This is a genomic window from Streptomyces clavifer (assembly GCF_036345975.1).
Lineage (GTDB): Bacteria > Actinomycetota > Actinomycetes > Streptomycetales > Streptomycetaceae > Streptomyces > Streptomyces clavifer.
Map to the genome: position 1 here is coordinate 4986270 of NZ_CP107793.1, position 20115 is coordinate 5006384.

Here is a 20115-nt window from a genome sequence, read left to right on the forward strand (position 1 = left end):
CCCGGCCGGGGTGATCACATGACCACCCCGGCCGGGCCGTGCCGTCAGGCGGCCTCGGTCAGCCCGGCCGGCCCCCTGAAGGTGCGGCGGTAAGCCTGCGGAGTCGTGCCGAGCGCGCGTACGAACTGGTGGCGCAGTGCCGCCGCGTTCCCGAAACCGGTCTGTCCCGCGATCATGTCCATGGTCTCGTCCGAGCTCTCCAGCAGATGCTGCGCCAGCAGGACGCGCTGCCGGAGCAGCCAGCGGTACGGGGTGGTGCCCGTCTCCTGCTGGAAGCGGCGGGCGAAGGTCCGGGGTGACATGTGGGTCTGGGCGGCCAGCTGCTCGACGGTCATCTCCTCGTCGAGGTGGCGTTCCATCCAGGCGAGCGTGTCGCCGACCGTGTCGCACGGGGTGCGCGGCAGCGGTCGCTTGATGTACTGCGCCTGGCCGCCGTCCCGGTGCGGGGGGACGACCATGCGGCGCGCGACGGCGTTCGCCACGGCCGGTCCGTGCGCCTGGCGGACCAGGTGCAGGGCGGCGTCGATGCCCGCGGCCGTGCCTGCCGAGGTGATGACGGAGCCCTCGTCCACGTAGAGCACGTCCGGCTCGACGCGGGCCTTCGGGAAGCGCCGGGCCAGCTCGTCGGAGTGCCGCCAGTGGGTGGTGCAGCGACGGCCGTCCAGTAGTCCGGCCGCGCCGAGGACGAAGGAACCGGAGCAGACGCTCAGCACGCGTGCGCCGCGCTCCACGGCCCGGCGCAGGGCGTCGAGGGCCTCCTGGGGGTACTCCCGGTCGATGAAGTGGCTCCCCGCGGGTACGGCGATGAGATCGGCCTCCTCCAGGCGGTCCAGCCCGTAGGGGGTGCTGATGGAGAACCCGGCGTGTGTCCGCAGGACCGGTCCCTCCGCCGACACGACGGCGAAGTCGTAGACCGGCAGCCCGTCCTCGGAGCGGTCGAGCCCGAACACCTCGCACACGACGCCGAGTTCGAAGGGGTGGATCTCGTCCAGCAGCAGGGCGGCGACATTCTTCAGCATGACGCCAGTGTGGCAGTAATTCGATGCTGTGTGACAGTCCTGCCACTGCCGGAATCCCGGCGCAGGGACGACAGTGGAGTCATGAACACATTCCTGAGCTACCTGGTCATAGCCGCACTTGTCGCCCTTATCCTGCTTCCCGCCCTCGTCGGGCACGCACAGGAGCGCCGGATCGACCGCCAACTGAGGGAGGCGGAGCGCGGCAGGACCCCGGCGCCACGGGGAACGGCAGGTGCCGCGCAGCCGGTCGTGGCCACGCGGCACCTGTTCGCCGGGAGTTGGGCGAGGGTCTAGAAGTCGTCGTCGAAGCCGACCGAGCCCTCCACCGCCACCTGGTAGGCGGACGGCCGGCGCTCGAAGAAGTTCGTGAGCTCCTGGACCCCCTGCAGCTCCATGAACGAGAAGGGGTTCTCGGATCCGTAGAGCGGCGGGAAGCCGAGCCGGGTGAGCCGCTGGTCGGCGACGCACTCCAGGTACTGGCGCATCGACTCGGTGTTCATACCGGGCAGGCCCTCGCCGCACAGGTCACGCCCGAACTGCAGCTCCGCCGCGACGGCCTCCTTCAGCATGTCGGTGACCTGCTGCTGGAGGGCGTCGTCGAAGAGCTCGGGCTCCTCCTTGCGGACGGTGTCCACGACCTCGAACGCGAAGTTCATGTGCATCGTCTCGTCACGGAACACCCAGTTGGTGCCGGTGGCCAGACCGTGCAGCAGACCGCGCGAGCGGAACCAGTACACGTACGCGAAGGCGCCGTAGAAGAACAGCCCCTCGATGCAGGCCGCGAAGCAGATCAGATTCAGCAGGAACCTGCGGCGGTCGGCCTGCGTCTCCAGCTGGTCGATCTTCTCGACGGAGTCCATCCACCGGAAGCAGAACTGCGCCTTCTCGCGGATCGAGGGGATCTCCTCGACCGCGTCGAAGGCCGCCGCGCGGTCCGCCGGATCGGGGAGGTACGTGTCGAGCAGCGTCAGGTAGAACTGGACGTGCACGGCCTCCTCGAACAGCTGACGCGACAGGTACAGCCGCGCCTCCGGGGAGTTGATGTGCTTGTAGAGCGTCAGCACCAGGTTGTTGGAGACGATCGAGTCACCCGTGGCGAAGAACGCCACCAGCCGTCCGATCATGTGCTGCTCGCCGGGGGAGAGCTTGGCGAGATCGGCGACGTCGGAGTGGAGGTCGACCTCCTCGACCGTCCAGGTGTTCTTGATCGCGTCCCGGTAGCGCTCGTAGAAGTCCGGGTAGCGCATGGGGCGCAGGGTCAGTTCGAAACCCGGGTCGAGCAGGTTCTTGTTCTCGTGGGAGCTCATTACTGGCAGGCCTCGCAGGACTCGGGGTTTTCGAGCGAGCAGGCGAGGGCGTCCGCGTCGGGTGCCGAGGCCTGCTGTACGGGAATGGGTGCGGCCGCGGGTGCCGTCCCGGACGCGGCACGGGCGATCCGGGTGGCGGGACGCGAGCGCAGGTAGTACGTCGTCTTCAGCCCCTGCTTCCAGGCGTACGCGTACATGGAGGAGAGCTTGCCGATCGTCGGCGTCTCCAGGAACAGGTTCAGGGACTGGCTCTGGTCGAGGAACGGCGTACGGGCCGCCGCCATGTCGATCAGCCCGCGCTGGGGGATCTCCCACGCCGTGCGGTACAGCGCCCGCACGTCCGCGGGGATCCAGGCGAAGCCCTGTACGGAGCCGCTGGCCTCGCGCAGTGCCTCACGGGTCCGCGCGTCCCACACGCCGAGCTTCTTCAGCTCGTCCACCAGGTAGGCGTTGACCTGGAGGAACTCACCGCTGAGCGTCTCGCGCTTGAAGAGGTTGGAGACCTGGGGCTCGATGCACTCGTACACGCCGGCGATCGAGGCGATCGTCGCCGTGGGCGCGATGGCGAGCAGCAGGGAGTTGCGCATCCCGGTCCTGGCGACCCGGGCGCGCAGCGCGTCCCAGCGCTCCGGCCAGTTCAGCTCGGTGTCGTAGTGGTCGGGGTGCAGCACACCGCGGGCCGCGCGCGTCTCGGACCAGGCGGGGAGCGGGCCGGACCGCTCGGCGAGGTCGCAGGACGCCTCGTACGCGGCGAGCATGATCCGCTCGGAGATCTTCGTGGAGAGTGCGCGGGCCTCCGGCGAGTCGAAGGGCAGCCGCAGCTGGAAGAAGACGTCCTGCAGACCCATCGCGCCCAGGCCCACCGGGCGCCAGCGGGCGTTGGACCGGCCGGCCTGCTCGGTCGGGTAGAAGTTGATGTCCACCACCCGGTCGAGGAAGGTCACGGCGGTGCGCACGGTGGCGTCCAGCCGCTCCCAGTCCATCTCCCCGCCGGCGACGAACGCGCCGAGGTTGACGGACCCCAGGTTGCAGACGGCCGTCTCGCCGTCGTCGGTGACCTCGAGGATCTCGGTGCAGAGATTGGAGGAGTGCACGACCCGGCCCGGCTCCGCGGTCTGGTTCGCCGTACGGTTGGAGGCGTCCTTGAACGTCATCCAGCCCTGCCCCGTCTGGGCCAGCGTGCGCATCATCCGGCCGTACAGCTCACGCGCGGGCATCGTCTTGCGGGCCAGGCCGGCCGCCTCCGCCTCGCGGTAGGCGGTGTCGAACGCGTCGCCCCACAGGTCGACCAGCCCGGGCACGTCCGCAGGCGAGAACAGCGACCACTCGGTGTCCGCGTCGACGCGCCGCATGAACTCGTCCGGAATCCAGTGCGCGAGGTTCAGGTTGTGCGTGCGCCGCTGGTCCTCGCCCGTGTTGTCGCGCAGCTCCAGGAACTCCTCGATGTCCGCGTGCCAGGTCTCCAGGTAGACGGCGGCGGCGCCCTTGCGGCGGCCCCCCTGGTTGACCGCGGCGACCGAGGCGTCGAGCGTCTTCAGGAACGGCACGATGCCGTTCGAGTGCCCGTTGGTGCCCCGGATCAGTGAACCGCGCGCGCGGATGCGGGAGTACGAGAGACCGATGCCACCCGCGTGCTTGGAGAGGCGCGCCACCTGGTGGTAGCGGTCGTAGATCGAGTCGAGCTCGTCCATGGGCGAGTCCAGCAGGTAGCAGGAGGACATCTGCGGGTGCCGGGTGCCGGAGTTGAAGAGCGTGGGGGAGGAAGGGAGGTAGTCGAGCCGGCTCATCAGGCCGTACAGCGAGGCCACTTCGTCCAGGGCGTGCGCGGAGGTGTTCTCGGCGAGGCCGGCGGCGACCCGCAGCATGAAGTGCTGCGGGGTCTCGATGACCTGGCGGGTGAGCGGATGGCGCAGCAGATAGCGGCTGTGCAGCGTCCGCAGGCCGAAGTATCCGAAGCGGTCGTCGGCACGGTCGGCGAGCGCCTGCTCGACCAGCACGTCGAGGGCCGCCGCGTGCAGCGTGACGAACTCGGCCGTGCGGTCGGCAATCAGACCCTCACGGTGACCGGTGGCGACCGAGGCGGAGAAGGAGACCGCGCCCTGGCCGGCCGCCTCGTCCGCGATCGAGCGGGTGAGGAGCCGGGCGGCGAGCCGGGAGTAGGCGGGGTCCTCGGAGATCAGCCCCGCGGCTGCCTCGGTGGCCAGCGTGCGCAGCTCCGCCTCGTCCGACCGGGCGCTGCGGCCGCGCAGCGCGGCGGCGGCGACCCGTCCGGGGTCGGTGTCGGGCAGATCGACGGTGAGGTCGGTCAGGGTCCGCAGCAGTGCGGTCCCGGGCCCGTCGGGCGTGGACTCGGCTGAATCGATCGCTGAAACCGGATCGGCTGGCGCGATGGTCACTGGGGCTATCCCTCGCTCGGCTCGGGGCCGGCGGGAGCGGGGGAGCCGGGCAGGACGGTGCCCGGGTGGGGGCAGCCCTGTGTACGGCGTCCACCGGCCCTCCGCGAGGCCCGGACGTGTGGCTTCCGGCTCGGTCGAGCCGGAAGCGCTGTCGGCAGGTCTTCGGACTCCCGGGTGCACAGAAGCACACCGATCACACCGTTGCGGGACAGTTCCGGATTCGCACCGGATTCCCCTGCGGCGACAGCGAGCACGAGCATACATGTGGGGGCCGTCCCGGGAGACAGCCCCCACATGTTGTGTCGCGCTTCGTCGGGGGTCGGGTGAAACGTCCGGAGCGGGATGTCGGCAATGGGCTTCCGTACCCGTTCCGGAGCCGGTGCGAGGCACGGAAAGAGGGGCCGGCGGCCGGCGTGCAAGGGGTGCGGCGCGCGCGGAACCGGCCCGGAGGCCCGGCGCGCGGGAAGTGCCCGGGCGGGTGTCCGCGGGGGTGGGGCCGCCGTCGACGGGCGCGGCGGGGGGTGCTCAGGACGACCGGGAACGCAGCGGGCCGCCGCCCCTGGGGAGGACGCGGCGGCCCGGACCGGAAGCCTGTGCCGGGGCGGGGTCAGTGGCCGCCCGGGGCGCCCACCGTGGCCGGCGGGAGCTTCTCCTGGACGCCGGGGTCGCCCACGTCCGCCGTGTAGTCGGACGGAGACGTCTCGTCGATGCCTGCCGGTGCCTTCAGCGCGTTGAGGACGAACGTCAGGACGACGACCACGACGACGTTGAGCACGAACGCGGTGAGACCGATGTAGCCGATCTCGCCGATACCGGGGATCTCCTTCGACGATCCGCCGAAGTGCTTCTGGGTGGGGCTCGCGACGCCGTACGCGGCCACGGTGCCGTACAGCATGCCGACCGCCCAGCCCGCGATCAGGGCCCAGCGGTGGAACCAGCGGGTGAACAGGCCGCCGACCAGGGCCGGCATCGTCTGGAGGATCCAGATCCCGCCGAGCAGCTGGAAGTTGATCGCGACCGTCTTGTCCATGGTGAGGACGAAGGCGAGCGCTCCGACCTTGACGAAGAGCGAGACCAGCTTGGAGACCTTGGTCTCCTGGGCGGGTGTGGCGTCGGGTTTGATGAAGTCCTTGTAAATGTTACGGGTGAAGAGGTTTGCCGCCGCGATCGACATGATCGCCGCAGGCACCAGTGCGCCGATTCCGATGGCGGCGAATGCCACACCGGCGAACCAGGCGGGGAACATGTTCTCGAACAGCTGCGGAATGGCCAACTGGCCGTTGTCCACCTTCACCCCGGCCGCGATCGCCATGAATCCGAGCAGGGCCAGCAGGCCCAGCATCAGCGAATAGAGCGGCAGGATCGTGGTGTTGCGCCGGATCACCTCACGGCTGCGGCTGGAGAGCGTCGCCGTGATGGAGTGCGGGTACATGAAGAGCGCGAGCGCCGAACCCAGCGCCAGGGTGGCATATCCCCACTGGCCCATCTCGCCCGGGACGAGACCCGATACGGGCTTTCCCGCAGCCTCGTTCTTGGCCGAGAACGCCTCACCGGCCTTGGCGAAGATGTCGTCGAAGCCGCCGAGCTTGATCGGGATGTAGATGATCGCCACCGCGATGACCAGATAGATCAGGCCATCCTTGACGAACGCGATCAGCGCGGGCGCGCGGAGCCCCGACGAGTAGGTGTACGCGGCGAGCACGGCGAACGCGATCAGCAGCGGCAGGTCCTTGATGAACCAGTGCGTGGTCTCGCCGCCGCCGACGCCCATCACGTCCAGCACGGCCTGGATGCCGACCAGCTGGAGCGCGATGTAGGGCATCGTGGCGAGGATGCCGGTGACGGCGACCGCCAGCGAGAGCCCCTTCGAGCCGAAGCGGCCGCGGACGAAGTCCGAGGTGGTGACGTACCCGTGCTTGTGCGAGACGGACCACAGGCGGGGGAGGAAGGTGAAGATCAGCGGGTAGACGAGAATCGTGTAGGGGACGGCGAAGAAGCCGGCCGCGCCCGCCGCGTAGATCGCCGCGGGGACCGCGACGAAGGTGTACGCCGTGTAGAGGTCGCCGCCGAGCAGGAACCAGGTGACCCAGGTACCGAACGACCGGCCGCCCAGGCCCCATTCGTCCAGGCTGGCCTCGTTCTCGGCCTTGCGCCAGCGCGCCGCCATGAATCCGATGACCGTGACGGCCACGAAGAAGAAGATGAATACGGCTAGTGCCACGCCGTTCACGCCGTCCTTCATGCCGACGCACCCCCCTTGCGGGCGCGCTGGTCACGCTGCCACAGCACGTACGCGACCATGGTGAGTGCGGTCGAGAGGAGCACCCAGAGCATTTGGTACCAATAGAAGAACGGGATACCGATAAAGGTCGGTTCAACCCTCGCGTACGAACTCACCCAGAGCATCGCGACGAACGGTGCGATCAGACAGAGTGCGATGACCACCCTCGCTGGTGTCACTGTCGGCGGTTTCACTTCGGTATCTTCTGACATGTGGCGACTCCGTCCCCTCGCTGATCACCTGTAGTAATGCGCAGGAAATCTAAGCGCGAGAAACGGGCAGCGTCACCCCCCGTCCGCATTGCGGTCCTGCAACGGTCCGGCGTCGCCCGAAATGACTGATCCCCCTGCGGGCGCAAGGGGATCGGTCCTACGTGACGGTCAGTCGGTCGGCCGTTTCAGGCGGGCCACGAACTTGTACCGGTCGCCCCGGTACACCGAGCGCACCCACTCCACCGGCTCGCCGTGTCCGTCGATCGAGTGCCTGGACAGCATGAGCATCGGCAGGCCCACGTCCGTACCGAGCAGTCCCGCCTCACGCGGGGTGGCGAGTGAGGTCTCGATGGTCTCCTCGGCCTCCGCCAGGCGGACGTCGTACACCTCGGCCAGTGCGGTGTAGAGCGAGGTGTACTTCACCAGCGAGCGGCGCAGTGCGGGAAAGCGCTTGGCCGACAGGTGGGTGGTCTCGATGGCCATGGGCTCACCGCTGGCGAGCCGGAGCCGCTCGATCCGCAGCACCCGCCCGCCCGTCGTGATGTCCAGCAGTCCGGCGAGCGTGTCGTCCGCTGTGACGTAACCGATGTCCAGCAGCTGAGATGTCGGCTCCAGGCCCTGGGCGCGCATGTCCTCGGTGTAGGAGGTGAGCTGCAGCGCCTGGGAGACCTTCGGTTTGGCGACGAAGGTGCCCTTGCCCTGGATGCGTTCCAGCCTGCCCTCCACGACCAGTTCCTGGAGCGCCTGGCGCACGGTGGTGCGCGAGGTGTCGAACTCGGCTGCCAGGGTCCGCTCGGGCGGCACCGGGGTGCCGGGCGGCAGGGTGTCGGTCATGTCCAGGAGGTGGCGCTTGAGCCGGTAGTACTTGGGGACGCGCGCCGTCCGCGCACCCGCACCCGCACCCGTCTCGCCCGTACTGCTGGCCCCGTCGGTACCCATGGCCCGCCTTCCCGACTGCTGCGTTGCTGCCGTCACCGGCTCCTCCGTCTGTCGCGGCTCACATGGTGGCACGGTCCGGTCACGGGTCGTCGCCCTCCCTTAGATGTCGGTCCTATAACGGACGCGAGTGCACTTCTTATACACCCTTGACACCCCTAAAGGTCTAGGCCAAGCTCCCGGTACTGGTCTAAACCATTAAAGACCAGGTCCCAGCCCCACAGGCAGTACTGGTCGTACATTTCCGCGGTGGGCGGGGGGTTGCTGGTATCCCTGAGGAGGGTGTGGCATGAAGCGCAAGCTCATAGCGGCAGTAGGCGTCGCAGCGATGATGACCGGTATCGCGGCGTGTGGTGGGGACAGTGGTGACAACGCTTCGAAGGACCCGAAGGACCGTACCGAGAGCCTGACGGTCTGGCTCATGGTCGACGCGCAGAGCACCTGGCCGGAGCTGGTCAAGGACGTCAACGCGCAGTTCAAGAAGAAGTACCCGAAGGTCAAGGTCGACGTCCAGTACCAGCAGTGGGCGGACAAGGCCAAGAAGCTCGACACCGCGCTCGGTGGTGACAAGTTCCCGGACGTCGTCGAGCTCGGCAACACCGAGACGATGCAGTACATCCTCAACGGCGCGCTCGCCGAGATCGACCCCGCGAAGTACGACAACTCGGACACCTGGATCAAGGGTCTCAAGGACACCTGTACGTTCGAGGGCAAGCAGTTCTGCGTGCCTTACTACGCAGGCGCCCGTGTCGCCCTCTACAACAAGGACATGTTCAAGAAGGGCACCGGCAGCGACGCGCTTCCGGAGACCGAGGCCGAGATGCTCACGGCGCTCGACAAGGTCTCGGCCGAGTACAACAAGAAGGACAAGCGCTTCTCGTCCCTCTACCTGCCGGGCCGTTACTGGTACGCGGCCATGTCCTACGTCGCGGGCTACGGCGGCTCCATCGCCGAGTACGACGAGGGCGCGAAGGAGTGGAAGGGCAACCTCTCCTCCGCCGAGTCCCAGAAGGGCATCGAGCACTTCGTCAACCTGGTCAAGAAGTACAACAAGGCCGACCTGACGAAGGACGAGCAGGACCACGCCAACGTCATGGCCAACGAGAAGGCGGCCCTGATCTACGGCAACGGCTGGGAGGCCGGCTCGGTCGTCGACGGTGCCAACAACGGCAACCCGAAGCTCGAGGGCAAGATCGGCACGGCCGGCATGCCCGGCCCGAACGGCAAGGCCCTCCCCTCCTTCATCGGCGGCTCGGACCTCGCGGTGACCGCGAAGTCCAAGGTTACCGACCTGGGCGAGGAGTGGGTCTCGCTCTTCACCAGCGAGAAGTCGCAGGAGGTGCTCACCTCCAAGAACATCCTCCCGAACAACGAGAAGCAGCTCGAGCCGCTGAAGGCGAAGCCCGAGACGGCCGCCGTCGCCAACGCGGTGCCGGACGCCTGGTTCACGCCGATCGCGCCGGGCTGGACCTCCATCGAGAAGGAGGAGGTCCTGGAGAACATGCTCCTCGAGATCCTCAAGGGCACCTCGGTGGCCGACGCCGCCAAGACGGCCGACGAGAAGATCAACGAGCTCATCAACAAGTAGTCCCGAGCCTTCGGCTCTCCAGGCGGGGGCCCGGCGAAATCCGGGCCCCCGCCCCCTTTTCTTAGGTTGAGAACGCCGTGATTCCCGGGTGCAGATCCCCGGAATCCCGATGGAAGGTCAGTCACGTGACTGCTGCCGACACCCAGGCCGCCGGTCCACCGGTCCCCGTACCGCGTGTCCCGGAGAAGACCGGGACCTCGCCCTCCAAGCAGGAAACCGCCGGGCCACGCCCGAAGAAGCGGCGGAAGAAGGGGGAGCTCCTCCCCTACTTCCTGATCCTGCCGGCGATCCTGGCGATCGCCGCCGTCTACGTCTACCCGCTGATCAAGACCGTGATCATGTCCTTCCAGGACCTGGGGCGGGCGGCTCTCTGGGGCAACGGCGAGACCCCCTGGGTCGGCTTCGAGCAGTTCACCAACATCCTCGGCGACCCGGAGTTCTGGTCGGTCGTCGGACGGACCGTCGTCTTCATGACCGTCTGCGTCGTGCTGACCATGGGCATCGGCCTGCTGATCGCCCTCATGATGCTGAGGCTGTCCACCTGGGTGCGGCTCGTCCTCACCGTGGCGCTGATCGCCGCCTGGTCCATGCCGCTCATGGTCGCCGCGTCGGTCTTCCGATGGCTCTCCGACTCCGACTACGGTCTGATCAACACCCTGCTCGCCGACCTCACCGGCAACGAGGACAGGTGGCTCGGCCACAACTGGTTCCTCAACCCCTGGCAGGGCTTCGGCATCATCACGCTCCTGGTCGTCTGGGGGGCCATCCCGTTCGTCGTGATCACGATGTACGCCGCCCTCACCCAGGTCCCCAAGGAGCTGGAGGAGGCGGCGTCCCTCGACGGTGCCTCCGCCTTCGGCGTCTACCGCTTCGTGACCTGGCCCGTCATCAAGCCGGTCTTCACGATGGTCGCCACACTCTCGGTCATCTGGGACTTCAACGTCTTCGGCCAGATCTGGCTGCTGCGCGGCAACAAGCCCGAGCCCGACTACGAGACCCTCGGCCTCTACTCCTTCTCCAAGGCCTTCGAGTCCACTTCCTTCAGCCAGGGCAGTGCGATCGCTCTGATCACCGTCCTGATGCTCTCCGGTGTCGCCGTGTACTACCTGCGCCAGCTGATCAAGACGGGAGAGGTCGAATGAGCGCCTCCACGCCCACGAACGCGCCGGCCCAGGTCCTGAGGCCCGACCGCAAGAGGAACCGCCTCGGCTACAACATCCTGGCGCTGGTCACAGCCGCGATCATGGCCTTCCCGGTCTACTGGCTGATCGTCAGCTCACTGCGCCCCAACCACGAGATCCGGTCGTACGACCAGACCCTGTGGCCGTCCTCCCTCACCTTCGACAACTTCGCGCGTGCGGTGAAGCAGGACAACTTCGCCACGGCGATCCAGTCGAGCCTCATCGTCTCGGTCACCGCGGTGGTCGGCGGCATGATCATCGCGACGCTCGCCGCGCTCGCCATCGGACGCTTCCGCTTCTTCGGGCGCAAGGCACTCATGATGATCATGATCCTGGTCCAGATGCTGCCGCCGACCGCGATGCTGATCCCCATCTACCTCCAGCTCAACGCCCTGGGCGGCATCGACGAGTACTGGGGACTCATCGTCGTCTACCTGGTGTCCACACTGCCCTTCGCGACCATCATGATCCGCGGGTTCGTGATCAACATCCCGGTGGAGCTCGAGGAGTCCGCGATGGTGGACGGCTGCACGCGCATGGGGGCGTTCCGCCGGGTCATCTTCCCGCTGCTCGCCCCGGGACTCGCGGCCGCTTCCATCTTCGCCCTGGTCAACGCGTGGAACGAGTACCTCTTCGCGTACATCCTGATCAACGACAACTCCAAGTACACGCTCAACGTCTGGCTGATGACCTTCACCACCGAGCGGGGTACGGACTACGGCGCCCTGATGGCCGCCTCCACGCTCATCTCCATCCCTGTCGTCATCTTCTTCATGATCATCCAGGGGAAGATGGCCACGGGTCTTACCTCCGGCGCAGTGAAGGGATGACCCGCGCCATGACCACCCTCGTATCCACCACGGACACCGTCACGCGCGACGCGCTCGCCGTCCTCCAGCCCGGGTTCACCGGGACGACCGCCCCCGACTGGCTGCTGCGCAGACTCGGCGAGGGCCTGGCCTCCGTCGGGCTGTTCGGCCGCAACATCGAATCGCCGGCCCAGCTGGCCGCGCTCACCGCCCAGCTGCGGGCGGTGCGGGACGACGTGCTCGTCGCGATCGACGAGGAGGGCGGCGACGTCACGCGGCTGGAGGTCCGGCACGGGTCCTCCTTCCCCGGGAACTTCGCCCTCGGCTCCGTCGACGACGTGGACCTCACCAGGGAGGTCGCCCGGGAGCTCGGCCGCCGGCTGGCCGAGTGCGGCGTCAACCTCAACTGGGCGCCGTCCGCGGACGTCAACTCCAACCCGGGCAATCCGGTCATCGGCGTACGGTCCTTCGGTGCCGACACCGCGCTCGTCGCCCGGCACACCGCGGCCTACGTCGAGGGCCTCCAGTCCGCGGGCGTCGCCGCCTGCACCAAGCACTTCCCCGGGCACGGCGACACCGAGGTCGACTCGCACCACGCGCTGCCGCGCATCGATGTGGACCTGGACACCCTGCACGCCCGTGAGCTGGTGCCCTTCCGTGCGGCCATCGCCGCGGGTTCCCAGTGCGTGATGAGTGCACATATCCTGCTTCCCGCGCTCGACCCGGCGCGGCCCGCGACGCTGAGCCCGCAGATCCTCACCGGTCTGCTGCGCCAGGAGCTGGGCTACGAGGGGCTGATCGTCACCGACGGCATGGAGATGGACGCCATCGCCGGCACGTACGGCATCGAGCGCGGATCGGTCCTCGCCATCGCCGCGGGTGCCGACGCCATCTGCGTCGGCGGCGGGCTGGCGGACGAGGACACCGTGCTGCGGCTGCGCGACGCGCTCGTGGAGGCGGTCAGGACCGGTGAACTGGCCGAGGAACGGCTGGCCGACGCGGCCGCACGGGTACGGGCCCTCGCGTCCTGGACGCAGCGGGCCAGGGGGGCGGCTCCGGCGCCGGGCGCGGACACGCAGGAGGGGACCGCGCCCGGCATCGGGCTCGTGGCGGCCCGCCGCGCCGTGACCGTCACGGGCCACGCCGCGCCGCTGGGCGAGCCCGCGTACGTCGCCGCCTTCACCCCGGTGGCGAACATCGCCGTCGGCGACGAGACCCCCTGGGGCGTCGCGGCCGAGCTTTCCCGGGTGCTGCCCGGCACCGGGACGGACACCTACGGCAACGGGAGCGGGGACCCCGCGGCCGAGGTACTGAGGGCGGCGGGGGAGCGGCGCATCGTCGCGGTCGTCCGTGACGAGCACCGGCACGCGTGGATGAGCGCGGCCCTGGACGCGCTGGTGGCGGCACGCCCCGACACGATCGTGGTCGAGATGGGGCTCTCCGAGGCGCCGCCCCGGGGAGCGCCGCACATCGCCACACACGGTGCGGCGCGTGTGTGCGGGGTCGCGGCGGCGGAGGCGATCATGGGAGCGCGTGACGCGTGAGTGTGCGGGGAGGTGTGGCCGGGGCGTCCGCCCCGGCCACACCTCCCCTTCACACGACCGGCTCGAGGCCGGCGACACGAAGGCCGGGCACCCCGCGGGGGGATGCCCGGCCTTCGTGTCGCGGAAGTCCTACAGGCCCTGCCACCGCGGCTTCGCAGCATAGGTGGCGCGGAAGTAGTCCGCGAGCTTCAGCTTCGACGCGGCGGCCTCGTCGACCACCACCGTGGCGTGCGGGTGCAGCTGCAGTGCGGACGCCGGCACGATCGAGGCGATCGGGCCCTCGACGGTCTGGGCCACGGCGTCGGCCTTGCCCTCGCCCGTGGCCAGCAGGATCGGGTGGCGGGATTCCAGGATCGTCCCGATCCCCTGGGTGATGACGTGGCGCGGCACCTGTTCGATGTCGTCGTCGAAGAAGCGGGCGTTGTCGACCCGGGTCTGCTCGGTCAGCGTCTTGATCCGGGTACGGGAGGCGAGCGAGGAGCACGGCTCGTTGAAGCCGATGTGTCCGTCGGTCCCGATGCCGAGCAGCTGCAGGTCCACCCCGCCGGCCTCGGCGAGCGCCTTGTCGTACGCCTCGCAGGCCGCCTGGACGTCCTCGGCGGTGCCGTCCGGGCCCATGAAGGACGCCTCGGAGAGACCGAGGGGGTCGATGACCTCGCGCAGGACCACCGACCGGTAGGACTCGGGGTGCCCGGCGGGCAGTCCGACGTACTCGTCGAGCTGGCAGATGCGGGCACGCGACGCGTCCACGGCGCCGGAGCGGACCTTCGCCGCCAGGGCCTGGTAGACGGGCAGCGGGGTCGAGCCGGTGGCAACGCCGAGCAGGGCGTCGGGCCTGCGGCTCAGCAGGGCGCCGATGGCCTCCGCGATGAGCTCGCCGCCTGCCGTGGCGTCCGGGACGATGACAACTTCCACGCTGTGCCTGCCGATCTGGAGAGTGGCGTCATGTGGTATAGACCAATATGGGATTCAATCTAGCAGACCGGGGCGTCGCGGGGGTGAACCGTTCGTGCGTGTGCGGCCCCTGTCGCCCCGTCGGCGGGCGCCCGGCCCGGCGGACGCGAACGGGCGGAGCCGGGGCGGCGGGGGGAGCTGCCCCGGCGGGGTCCGGCCGGCGGGAAAGGTCGCCGCGGTGACGGGAGCGGCCCCCGGAAACACCCGCGGGCCGCGGCGCCGGGACGGGACCCTCGGCCCGTCCGGCACCGCAGCCCGGAGCTACCTGGCCGGCGGTGTGCGGTGCCCCCGGCCACTGGAGGCACCGGCGCAGTCAGGGCAGAGAGCGCCGGTTGCCTCGGTCCGCTCTCCTGTGCGGGGAGAGCGGAGGTCTGTCTTGTACATGATGCTCGTACAGAGTGATGTTCGTACAGGATGCATTGTGGACTAGACCAATAGTCCGTGTCCATCCTCGGTCGCCCGCATCCGGCGTGCGACGCACCACGCGGCGTCGCCGCGGGGTCGCTCCTCCCAGTGTCACGCATGCGCGGGCCGATCGGTTCGGAACCTCACGGTATCCACAGGTACGCTCGCACACGTGCCCTCCATGAACGACCTTGTCCGCCAGCACACAGCCCTGAGTGACACCGACCTCGAGTGGCTCCATCTGCTGGTCTCGGAGTGGCAGCTGCTCTCCGACCTGTCCTTCGCCGACCTCGTCCTGTGGGTGCCCACCCGCGACGGGACCCGCTATGTGTCCGTGGCGCAGATGCGGCCCAACACCGGCCCCACCTCCTACCAGGACGACATGGTCGGCCATCTCGTACCGCGCGGCCGGCGTCCGCTGCTGGACGCCGCCCTGGACGAGGGCCGGATCGTGCGCGAGGGGGACCCGGAGTGGCGGGAGGAGGTCCCCGTGCGGGTCGAGTCGATTCCCGTACGCAGGGAGGGGCGCATCCTCGGTGTCATCGCCCGCAACACCAACCTCCTCACCGTGCGCACGCCGTCCCGGCTGGAGCTCACCTACCTCCAGTCCGCCTCCGACCTGGCCCAGATGATCGCCGCCGGGTCCTTCCCGTTCCCGGGGCAGCAGGTCGACATGGACGCGTCCCCGCGCGTGGGCGACGGGCTGATCAGGCTCGATGCCGACGGCGTCGTCCAGTACGCCAGCCCCAACGGCCTCTCCGCCTACCACCGCCTCGGCCTCGCCTCCGATCTGGTCGGCCACCACCTCGGCGCGACCACCGCCGAGCTCGCACCCTCGCGCGGGCCGGTGGACGAGGCCCTGGTCAAGGTGGCCAGTGGCTACGCGCCCCGGGAGTTCGAGGTCGAGGGCGCCGGCGGGGTGATCCAGCTGCGGGCGATTCCGCTCAAGCCCAAGGGCGTCCGCATCGGATCGCTGGTCCTGCTCCGTGACGTCACGGAACTGCGCCGCCGTGAGCGGGAGTTGATCACGAAGGATGCCACCATCCGGGAGATCCACCACCGGGTGAAGAACAACCTCCAGACGGTGGCTGCCCTGTTGCGGCTCCAGGCCCGGCGGATGGATTCGGAGCAGGGCCGCGAGGCGCTCAACGAGGCGGTGCGGCGCGTCGGTTCGATCGCGATCGTGCATGAGACGCTGTCCCAGAATCTGGACGAGCGGGTGGAGTTCGACGAGATCGCCGACCGGGTCATCGCCATGGTCTCCGAGATCTCCCCCGGCAAGGTCACCTGCCGCCGCACGGGCCGCTTCGGGGTCCTGGACGCGGAAGTGGCCACTCCGCTCTCGATGGTGCTCACGGAGGTGCTGCAGAACGCGCTGGAGCACGCGTTCACTCCGGCCGAGCGCGGCACGGTCGAAGTGTCCGCGGTGCGTGGCGGATCCCCGACCGAGGGGCGACTGCTCATCACCGTTGCGGACGACGGATGCGGCCTTCCCGAAGGCTTCGATCCGCAGCGGGCCGGCAATCTGGGTCTGCAGATCGTGCGGACGCTGGTGGAGGGCGAGCTGGGCGGCACCTTCGGCATGGTCCCGGCACCCGAGCGCGGCACGCAGGTCGTGCTCGACATCCCGGTCCGGAACGACAAGTAGCCGATCCGCATGCCGGCACCTCGCGGCATCAAGTGGCCTCAGCGCACAGCACAGTGGGCCCGGACCGTGGTGACGGTCCGGGCCCACTGTGCTGTGCTCACGTTGCTATGCGCTTCGGGGGTACTGCGCGCTGCGACTCGAAGGCGGGGCTGTGCGTACGCTCTGTACGCGCCGCCTGGCTGAGGCTCGTCATGCGGGGGGCGTCGGTCAGGCGCTGGCGTTACGCGCCCGGTTGCGAGCGGCGCGGCGCTTCATTGCGCGGCGCTCGTCCTCGCTGAGGCCACCCCAGACGCCGGAGTCCTGGCCGGACTCGAGCGCCCACTGCAGGCACTGCTCCATGACGGGGCAGCGACGGCAGACGGCCTTGGCTTCCTCGATCTGCAGCAGCGCAGGACCGGTGTTGCCGATGGGGAAGAACAGCTCCGGGTCTTCCTCACGACAAACGGCGTTGTGACGCCAGTCCATGGCTGCTACCTCTCCTTGGTATTACATGCTGATGCTTGTGAATGTGAACGCTTTCACGAATCCCCCCGCAGACGAAGGTCCGACGCCCAGATGAACTGGTTGTGGTCCTGTTGTGGTGAGGAGGGGTTCTGGCTCTCAGTGGATGCCGGTGTTGCGGGCTGTCCCGATCGCCATGTAGAGATTCGCAAACCTCGGCGGCGGATACAACCCCTTCTGGAAAGTTTTTTTTGATTCCTCGGTGTCGACTAGGTCACAGCCGTACTTCTAAGGGGTGCGGGCCAGCCCAAACGTTCGAGTCAAAGGACTTTGGGCCCTTCCACTCACACAATCACACGCAGTGCACGGCGTACGCCTGTGAACGTCACGCTCGTACGCAGTCCCAGGTGGTCGCCGTCCATCTGAAAGGGCAGTGGCGCCTTTGAATGCAAGGTGAAGTCGCTGAGGTCGTGGAGGGAGACGGCGTGCTTGCCGTGCGGGCCCTTCCGGGGGCTCGAAGTGAGCAGCTGGGTGGCGTACCGGGCCACCGCGGGGGTGGTGAGGCGCTTCAGTCCGAGGATGTCCAGGCCGGTGTCGAAGGACGCCCTGGGAGCGGCGTACATCGGGCGATTCCCCAGGTAGGTCCAGGGTGCGGTGTTGCAGACGATGGACAGCGCGAGGTCCGTGACCGGGTCCTGCCCCGGCACGTCCAGGGTGATCAGGCCGTTGCGCCGGTGCGGCTCCTCCAGGAACTGTCGCAGCACCTGGCGCACGTACAGCGGGTGGGTCGAGCGCTTGCCGCGCTCGCGCTTCTGTTCGACCCGGCCGAGGACGCCGGCGTCGAATCCGAGTCCGGCGCAGAAGGTGAACCAGCGTTCGGGGACGGCCTCGTCCGCCGTGCCCGGGGTGCCGGCCGCGAGGCCCAGGCCCACAGTGCGCTCGCTGCGGTCGGCGAGGGCGTCCAGGATGGCGCCGGTCGCTTCCACGGCGTCGTTGGGGATGCCCAGGGCGCGTGCGAACACGTTGGTGGAGCCGCCGGGAACCACGGCGAGGCTCGGCAGGCTGTCTATGTCGGGCCCGCGGTGCAGCAGGCCGTTGACCACCTCGTTGACCGTGCCGTCGCCGCCGAGGGCGACGACCAGGTCGATGTCGTCGGAGTCCGCAGCCCGTCGTCCCAGGTCCCGGGCGTGCCCGCGGTACTCCGTGGTCACGGCCTCGAGCTTCATCTCGCTCGCCAGGGCGTGGATCAGCACGTCACGGGTCCGCGCACTGGTAGTGGTGGCAGCTGGGTTGACCACGAGAAGTGCGCGCATGTCCGCCAGGGTACCTACCGTGCGGTACCGCTCCGACGCCGTGATCCACCGGTGCCCCGACAGTGACGGAGAGTGATCGGCGCCCCAGGGGGTGGCGGCGTCGGCCCCGGCTTCGCGTCGGGCGGGCCGGGATGCCAGTCTGAAGGGCGTGAGTACTCAGCAGAACACGCCGTCTTCGTCGCCCTCGGCCGGTCCGGAGAAGCCGGGCCGGATCGCCCTCGTGGCCGCGCTCAACGCCCTCGAGGGCGCGGCGCTCGTCATCGGCGGGATCTACATGCTGGTCATGGGGCTGCTCGGCAGCCCCGACAGCCCCCAGCAGGCGGAGATGGGCGGTCTCACCCTGCTGGTGCTCGGCCTGATTCCGCTGTTCGCCGCCCGGGGGCTGCTGCTGCGTCGCAGCTGGAGTCGCGGCCCGGCCCTGATCACACAGATCATGGCGCTGCCGGTGGCCTGGACCCTGCTGCGGGCGCAGGGCGCGCTGATCCCCGTGGGGATCGCTCTCGCCGTGGTCGCCGTGACGGCCCTGGTGCTGCTGCTGAGCCCCGCGACCACGCAGGCGCTGGGCATCCGGGGGCCGCGGACGACCCCCGGGGCCTGACCGCCGCGGCCCGGGGCTCCGCGTGCGCCCCGGAGGCTTCCCGGGCCGTCTACTCCTCGACGAGCAGCCGCTCGCGCAGCTGCGCGAGCGTGCGGGCCAGGAGGCGGGAGACGTGCATCTGGGAGATGCCGACCTCCTGCGCGATCTGCGACTGGGTCATGTTGCCGAAGAAGCGCAGCAGCAGGATCCGCTTCTCGCGCGGCGGGAGGTCCTCCAGCAGCGGCTTGAGCGACTCCCGGTACTCGACCCCTTCCAGCGCCTCGTCCTCGGATCCCAGCGTGTCCGCGACGGCCGGCGACTCGTCGTCCGTGTCCGGCACGTCCAGGGAGAGCGTGCTGTAGGCATTGGCCGATTCCAGCCCCTCCAGGACCTCTTCCTCGGAGATGCCCAGGCGCTCCGCCAGCTCGTGCACCGTCGGCGAACGGCCGTGCTGCTGAGAGAGCTCCGCGGTCGCCGTGGTCAGTGACAGCCGCAGCTCCTGAAGCCTGCGCGGTACCCGCACCGCCCAGCCCTTGTCGCGGAAGTGGCGCTTGATCTCACCGACGACCGTGGGGGTGGCGTACGTCGAGAACTCGACACCGCGGTCGGGGTCGAACCGGTCCACCGACTTGATCAGCCCGATGGTGGCCACCTGGGTGAGGTCGTCCAGCGGCTCGCCGCGGTTGCGGAATCTGCGGGCCAGGTGCTCCACCAGCGGCAGGTGCATGCGGACCAGCCGGTTGCGCAGCTCCGCCTTCTCCGTGGACCCGTCGGGGAGCTCCCGGAGCTCGATGAAGAGCGCCCGCGCCCCGCTGCGGTCATGTGGATCGTGGTGCCTGTGCTCGCTCATCTGGCCCGCCCGCTCTGCCTGCGGCTGCTCCACCGCGACCGTACGACCTTGCGTCCCGTCCGTACCGTCCGCACTGCCCGTACCGTCCGCGCCGTCCACCGGATGCGGCCGGGCCTGCTGCTCCGGGACCGCTGGTGGGCGCACCGCCCCGGACCGGATCGTTTCGTCCCGCACAGGACCGTCCCCGTTCCCGTCGCTCACGCCGGACCGGGTCCCGCGCCGCGCTGTTTGTAGAGGCTGATGCTGACCGTACGGTCGTCGGCGACCGTGGAGTCGACCTTCCCGGCCAGTGCGGAGAGCACCGTCCAGGCGAAGGTGTCGCGCTCGGGAGCGCGGCCGTCCGTCGTGGGCGCCGACACGGTCACCTCGAGGGAATCGTCGACGAGACGGAAGACGCAGCTGAGGACGGAGCCCGGCACGGCCTGCTGAAGCAGGATCGCGCAGGCCTCGTCGACCGCGATGCGAAGATCCTCGATCTCGTCGAGAGTGAAGTCCAAACGCGCTGCGAGGCCGGCCGTGGCCGTACGCAGCACCGACAGGTAGGCACCCGCAGCGGGCAGTCGGACCTCTACGAAGTCCTGATTACCGGGCTCGCCTGCGATCTGGGACACCCTCACCTCCAAGGTGGCACAAACTCGTTCGAGGCTCCGGGAC

At 69.1% G+C, this 20115-nt stretch carries 18 protein-coding genes and 1 riboswitch; of the genes, 7 read left to right on the plus strand and 11 right to left on the minus strand.

Features of this window, described 5'->3' with window-relative positions:
- Positions 1–44: 44 nt before the first annotated feature.
- Positions 45–1019 carry a helix-turn-helix domain-containing protein gene (locus tag OG927_RS21970; protein WP_330320666.1) on the minus strand — a complete coding sequence of 325 codons (975 nt, stop codon included), beginning with the start codon at positions 1017–1019 and terminating at the stop codon, positions 45–47.
- A gap of 81 nt (positions 1020–1100) precedes the next feature.
- Here OG927_RS21970 and OG927_RS21975 point away from each other — a divergent pair, with 81 nt between their 5' ends.
- Positions 1101–1313 (plus strand): hypothetical protein, encoded by a 213-nt coding sequence (locus tag OG927_RS21975; RefSeq protein ID WP_330320667.1) that lies wholly within the window; start codon positions 1101–1103, stop codon positions 1311–1313.
- Here OG927_RS21975 and OG927_RS21980 read toward each other — a convergent pair.
- From OG927_RS21980 to OG927_RS22000, 5 genes are all read right to left on the minus strand, one after another.
- Positions 1310–2326 (minus strand): ribonucleotide-diphosphate reductase subunit beta, encoded by a 1017-nt coding sequence (locus OG927_RS21980; protein ID WP_330320668.1) that lies wholly within the window; start codon positions 2324–2326, stop codon positions 1310–1312. The two genes, OG927_RS21975 and OG927_RS21980, sit on opposite strands and share 4 nt — an antisense overlap.
- Complete coding sequence (locus tag OG927_RS21985; protein WP_330320669.1) at positions 2326–4722, minus strand: ribonucleoside-diphosphate reductase subunit alpha; 2397 nt, start codon at positions 4720–4722, stop codon at positions 2326–2328. The genes OG927_RS21980 and OG927_RS21985 overlap by 1 nt, the downstream gene beginning before the upstream one ends.
- 136 nt (positions 4723–4858) lie before the next feature.
- Positions 4859–4982: riboswitch (cobalamin riboswitch) on the minus strand.
- A gap of 347 nt (positions 4983–5329) precedes the next feature.
- Positions 5330–6964 (minus strand): monocarboxylate uptake permease MctP, encoded by a 1635-nt coding sequence (gene mctP, locus OG927_RS21990; protein ID WP_056794103.1) that lies wholly within the window; start codon positions 6962–6964, stop codon positions 5330–5332.
- Positions 6961–7215, minus strand: a complete 255-nt coding sequence (locus tag OG927_RS21995; RefSeq protein WP_056794104.1) for a DUF3311 domain-containing protein — start codon at positions 7213–7215, stop codon at positions 6961–6963. The genes mctP and OG927_RS21995 overlap by 4 nt, the downstream gene beginning before the upstream one ends.
- 168 nt (positions 7216–7383) lie before the next feature.
- Positions 7384–8154: a GntR family transcriptional regulator gene (locus OG927_RS22000; protein WP_056794107.1), complete on the minus strand. Its 771-nt coding sequence runs from the start codon at positions 8152–8154 to the stop codon at positions 7384–7386.
- A 286-nt stretch (positions 8155–8440) separates the two neighbouring features.
- Between OG927_RS22000 and OG927_RS22005 the strand changes: the two genes are divergently transcribed.
- The 4 genes from OG927_RS22005 to OG927_RS22020 all read left to right on the plus strand — a co-directional run bounded on the left by OG927_RS22005 (position 8441) and on the right by OG927_RS22020 (position 13273).
- Positions 8441–9739, plus strand: a complete 1299-nt coding sequence (locus tag OG927_RS22005; protein ID WP_056794109.1) for a sugar ABC transporter substrate-binding protein — start codon at positions 8441–8443, stop codon at positions 9737–9739.
- Between the two features lie 125 nt (positions 9740–9864).
- Positions 9865–10881, plus strand: coding sequence for a carbohydrate ABC transporter permease (locus tag OG927_RS22010; RefSeq protein ID WP_056794111.1), 1017 nt, complete (start codon positions 9865–9867; stop codon positions 10879–10881).
- A complete protein-coding gene (locus tag OG927_RS22015) occupies positions 10878–11750 on the plus strand; it encodes a carbohydrate ABC transporter permease (RefSeq protein WP_056794113.1) in 873 nt (290 codons plus the stop codon). The genes OG927_RS22010 and OG927_RS22015 overlap by 4 nt, the downstream gene beginning before the upstream one ends.
- Before the next feature lie 8 nt (positions 11751–11758).
- Complete coding sequence (locus OG927_RS22020; protein ID WP_330320670.1) at positions 11759–13273, plus strand: glycoside hydrolase family 3 protein; 1515 nt, start codon at positions 11759–11761, stop codon at positions 13271–13273.
- Between the two features lie 129 nt (positions 13274–13402).
- Here the strand turns inward: OG927_RS22020 and nagB are convergent, their stop codons facing one another.
- Positions 13403–14188 carry a glucosamine-6-phosphate deaminase gene (gene nagB / locus OG927_RS22025; RefSeq protein WP_124281217.1) on the minus strand — a complete coding sequence of 262 codons (786 nt, stop codon included), beginning with the start codon at positions 14186–14188 and terminating at the stop codon, positions 13403–13405.
- Between the two features lie 625 nt (positions 14189–14813).
- Between nagB and OG927_RS22030 the strand changes: the two genes are divergently transcribed.
- Positions 14814–16280, plus strand: a complete 1467-nt coding sequence (locus OG927_RS22030; RefSeq protein ID WP_056794776.1) for a sensor histidine kinase — start codon at positions 14814–14816, stop codon at positions 16278–16280.
- A 207-nt stretch (positions 16281–16487) separates the two neighbouring features.
- Here the strand turns inward: OG927_RS22030 and OG927_RS22035 are convergent, their stop codons facing one another.
- Positions 16488–16745, minus strand: a complete 258-nt coding sequence (locus OG927_RS22035; protein WP_003953983.1) for a WhiB family transcriptional regulator — start codon at positions 16743–16745, stop codon at positions 16488–16490.
- A gap of 320 nt (positions 16746–17065) precedes the next feature.
- Positions 17066–18034: a diacylglycerol/lipid kinase family protein gene (locus tag OG927_RS22040; RefSeq protein ID WP_056794121.1), complete on the minus strand. Its 969-nt coding sequence runs from the start codon at positions 18032–18034 to the stop codon at positions 17066–17068.
- A 148-nt stretch (positions 18035–18182) separates the two neighbouring features.
- On the opposite strand from OG927_RS22040, the gene OG927_RS22045 reads away from it, so the two are divergent.
- Positions 18183–18632, plus strand: coding sequence for a hypothetical protein (locus OG927_RS22045; RefSeq protein ID WP_199862794.1), 450 nt, complete (start codon positions 18183–18185; stop codon positions 18630–18632).
- Between the two features lie 49 nt (positions 18633–18681).
- Here OG927_RS22045 and OG927_RS22050 read toward each other — a convergent pair whose 3' ends face one another.
- A complete protein-coding gene (locus tag OG927_RS22050) occupies positions 18682–19635 on the minus strand; it encodes an RNA polymerase sigma factor SigF (RefSeq protein ID WP_124281216.1) in 954 nt (317 codons plus the stop codon).
- A gap of 23 nt (positions 19636–19658) precedes the next feature.
- On the minus strand, positions 19659–20072 hold the full coding sequence (locus OG927_RS22055) for an ATP-binding protein (protein WP_003966375.1): 414 nt from the start codon (positions 20070–20072) through the stop codon (positions 19659–19661).
- Between the last annotated feature and the right edge of the window lie 43 nt (positions 20073–20115).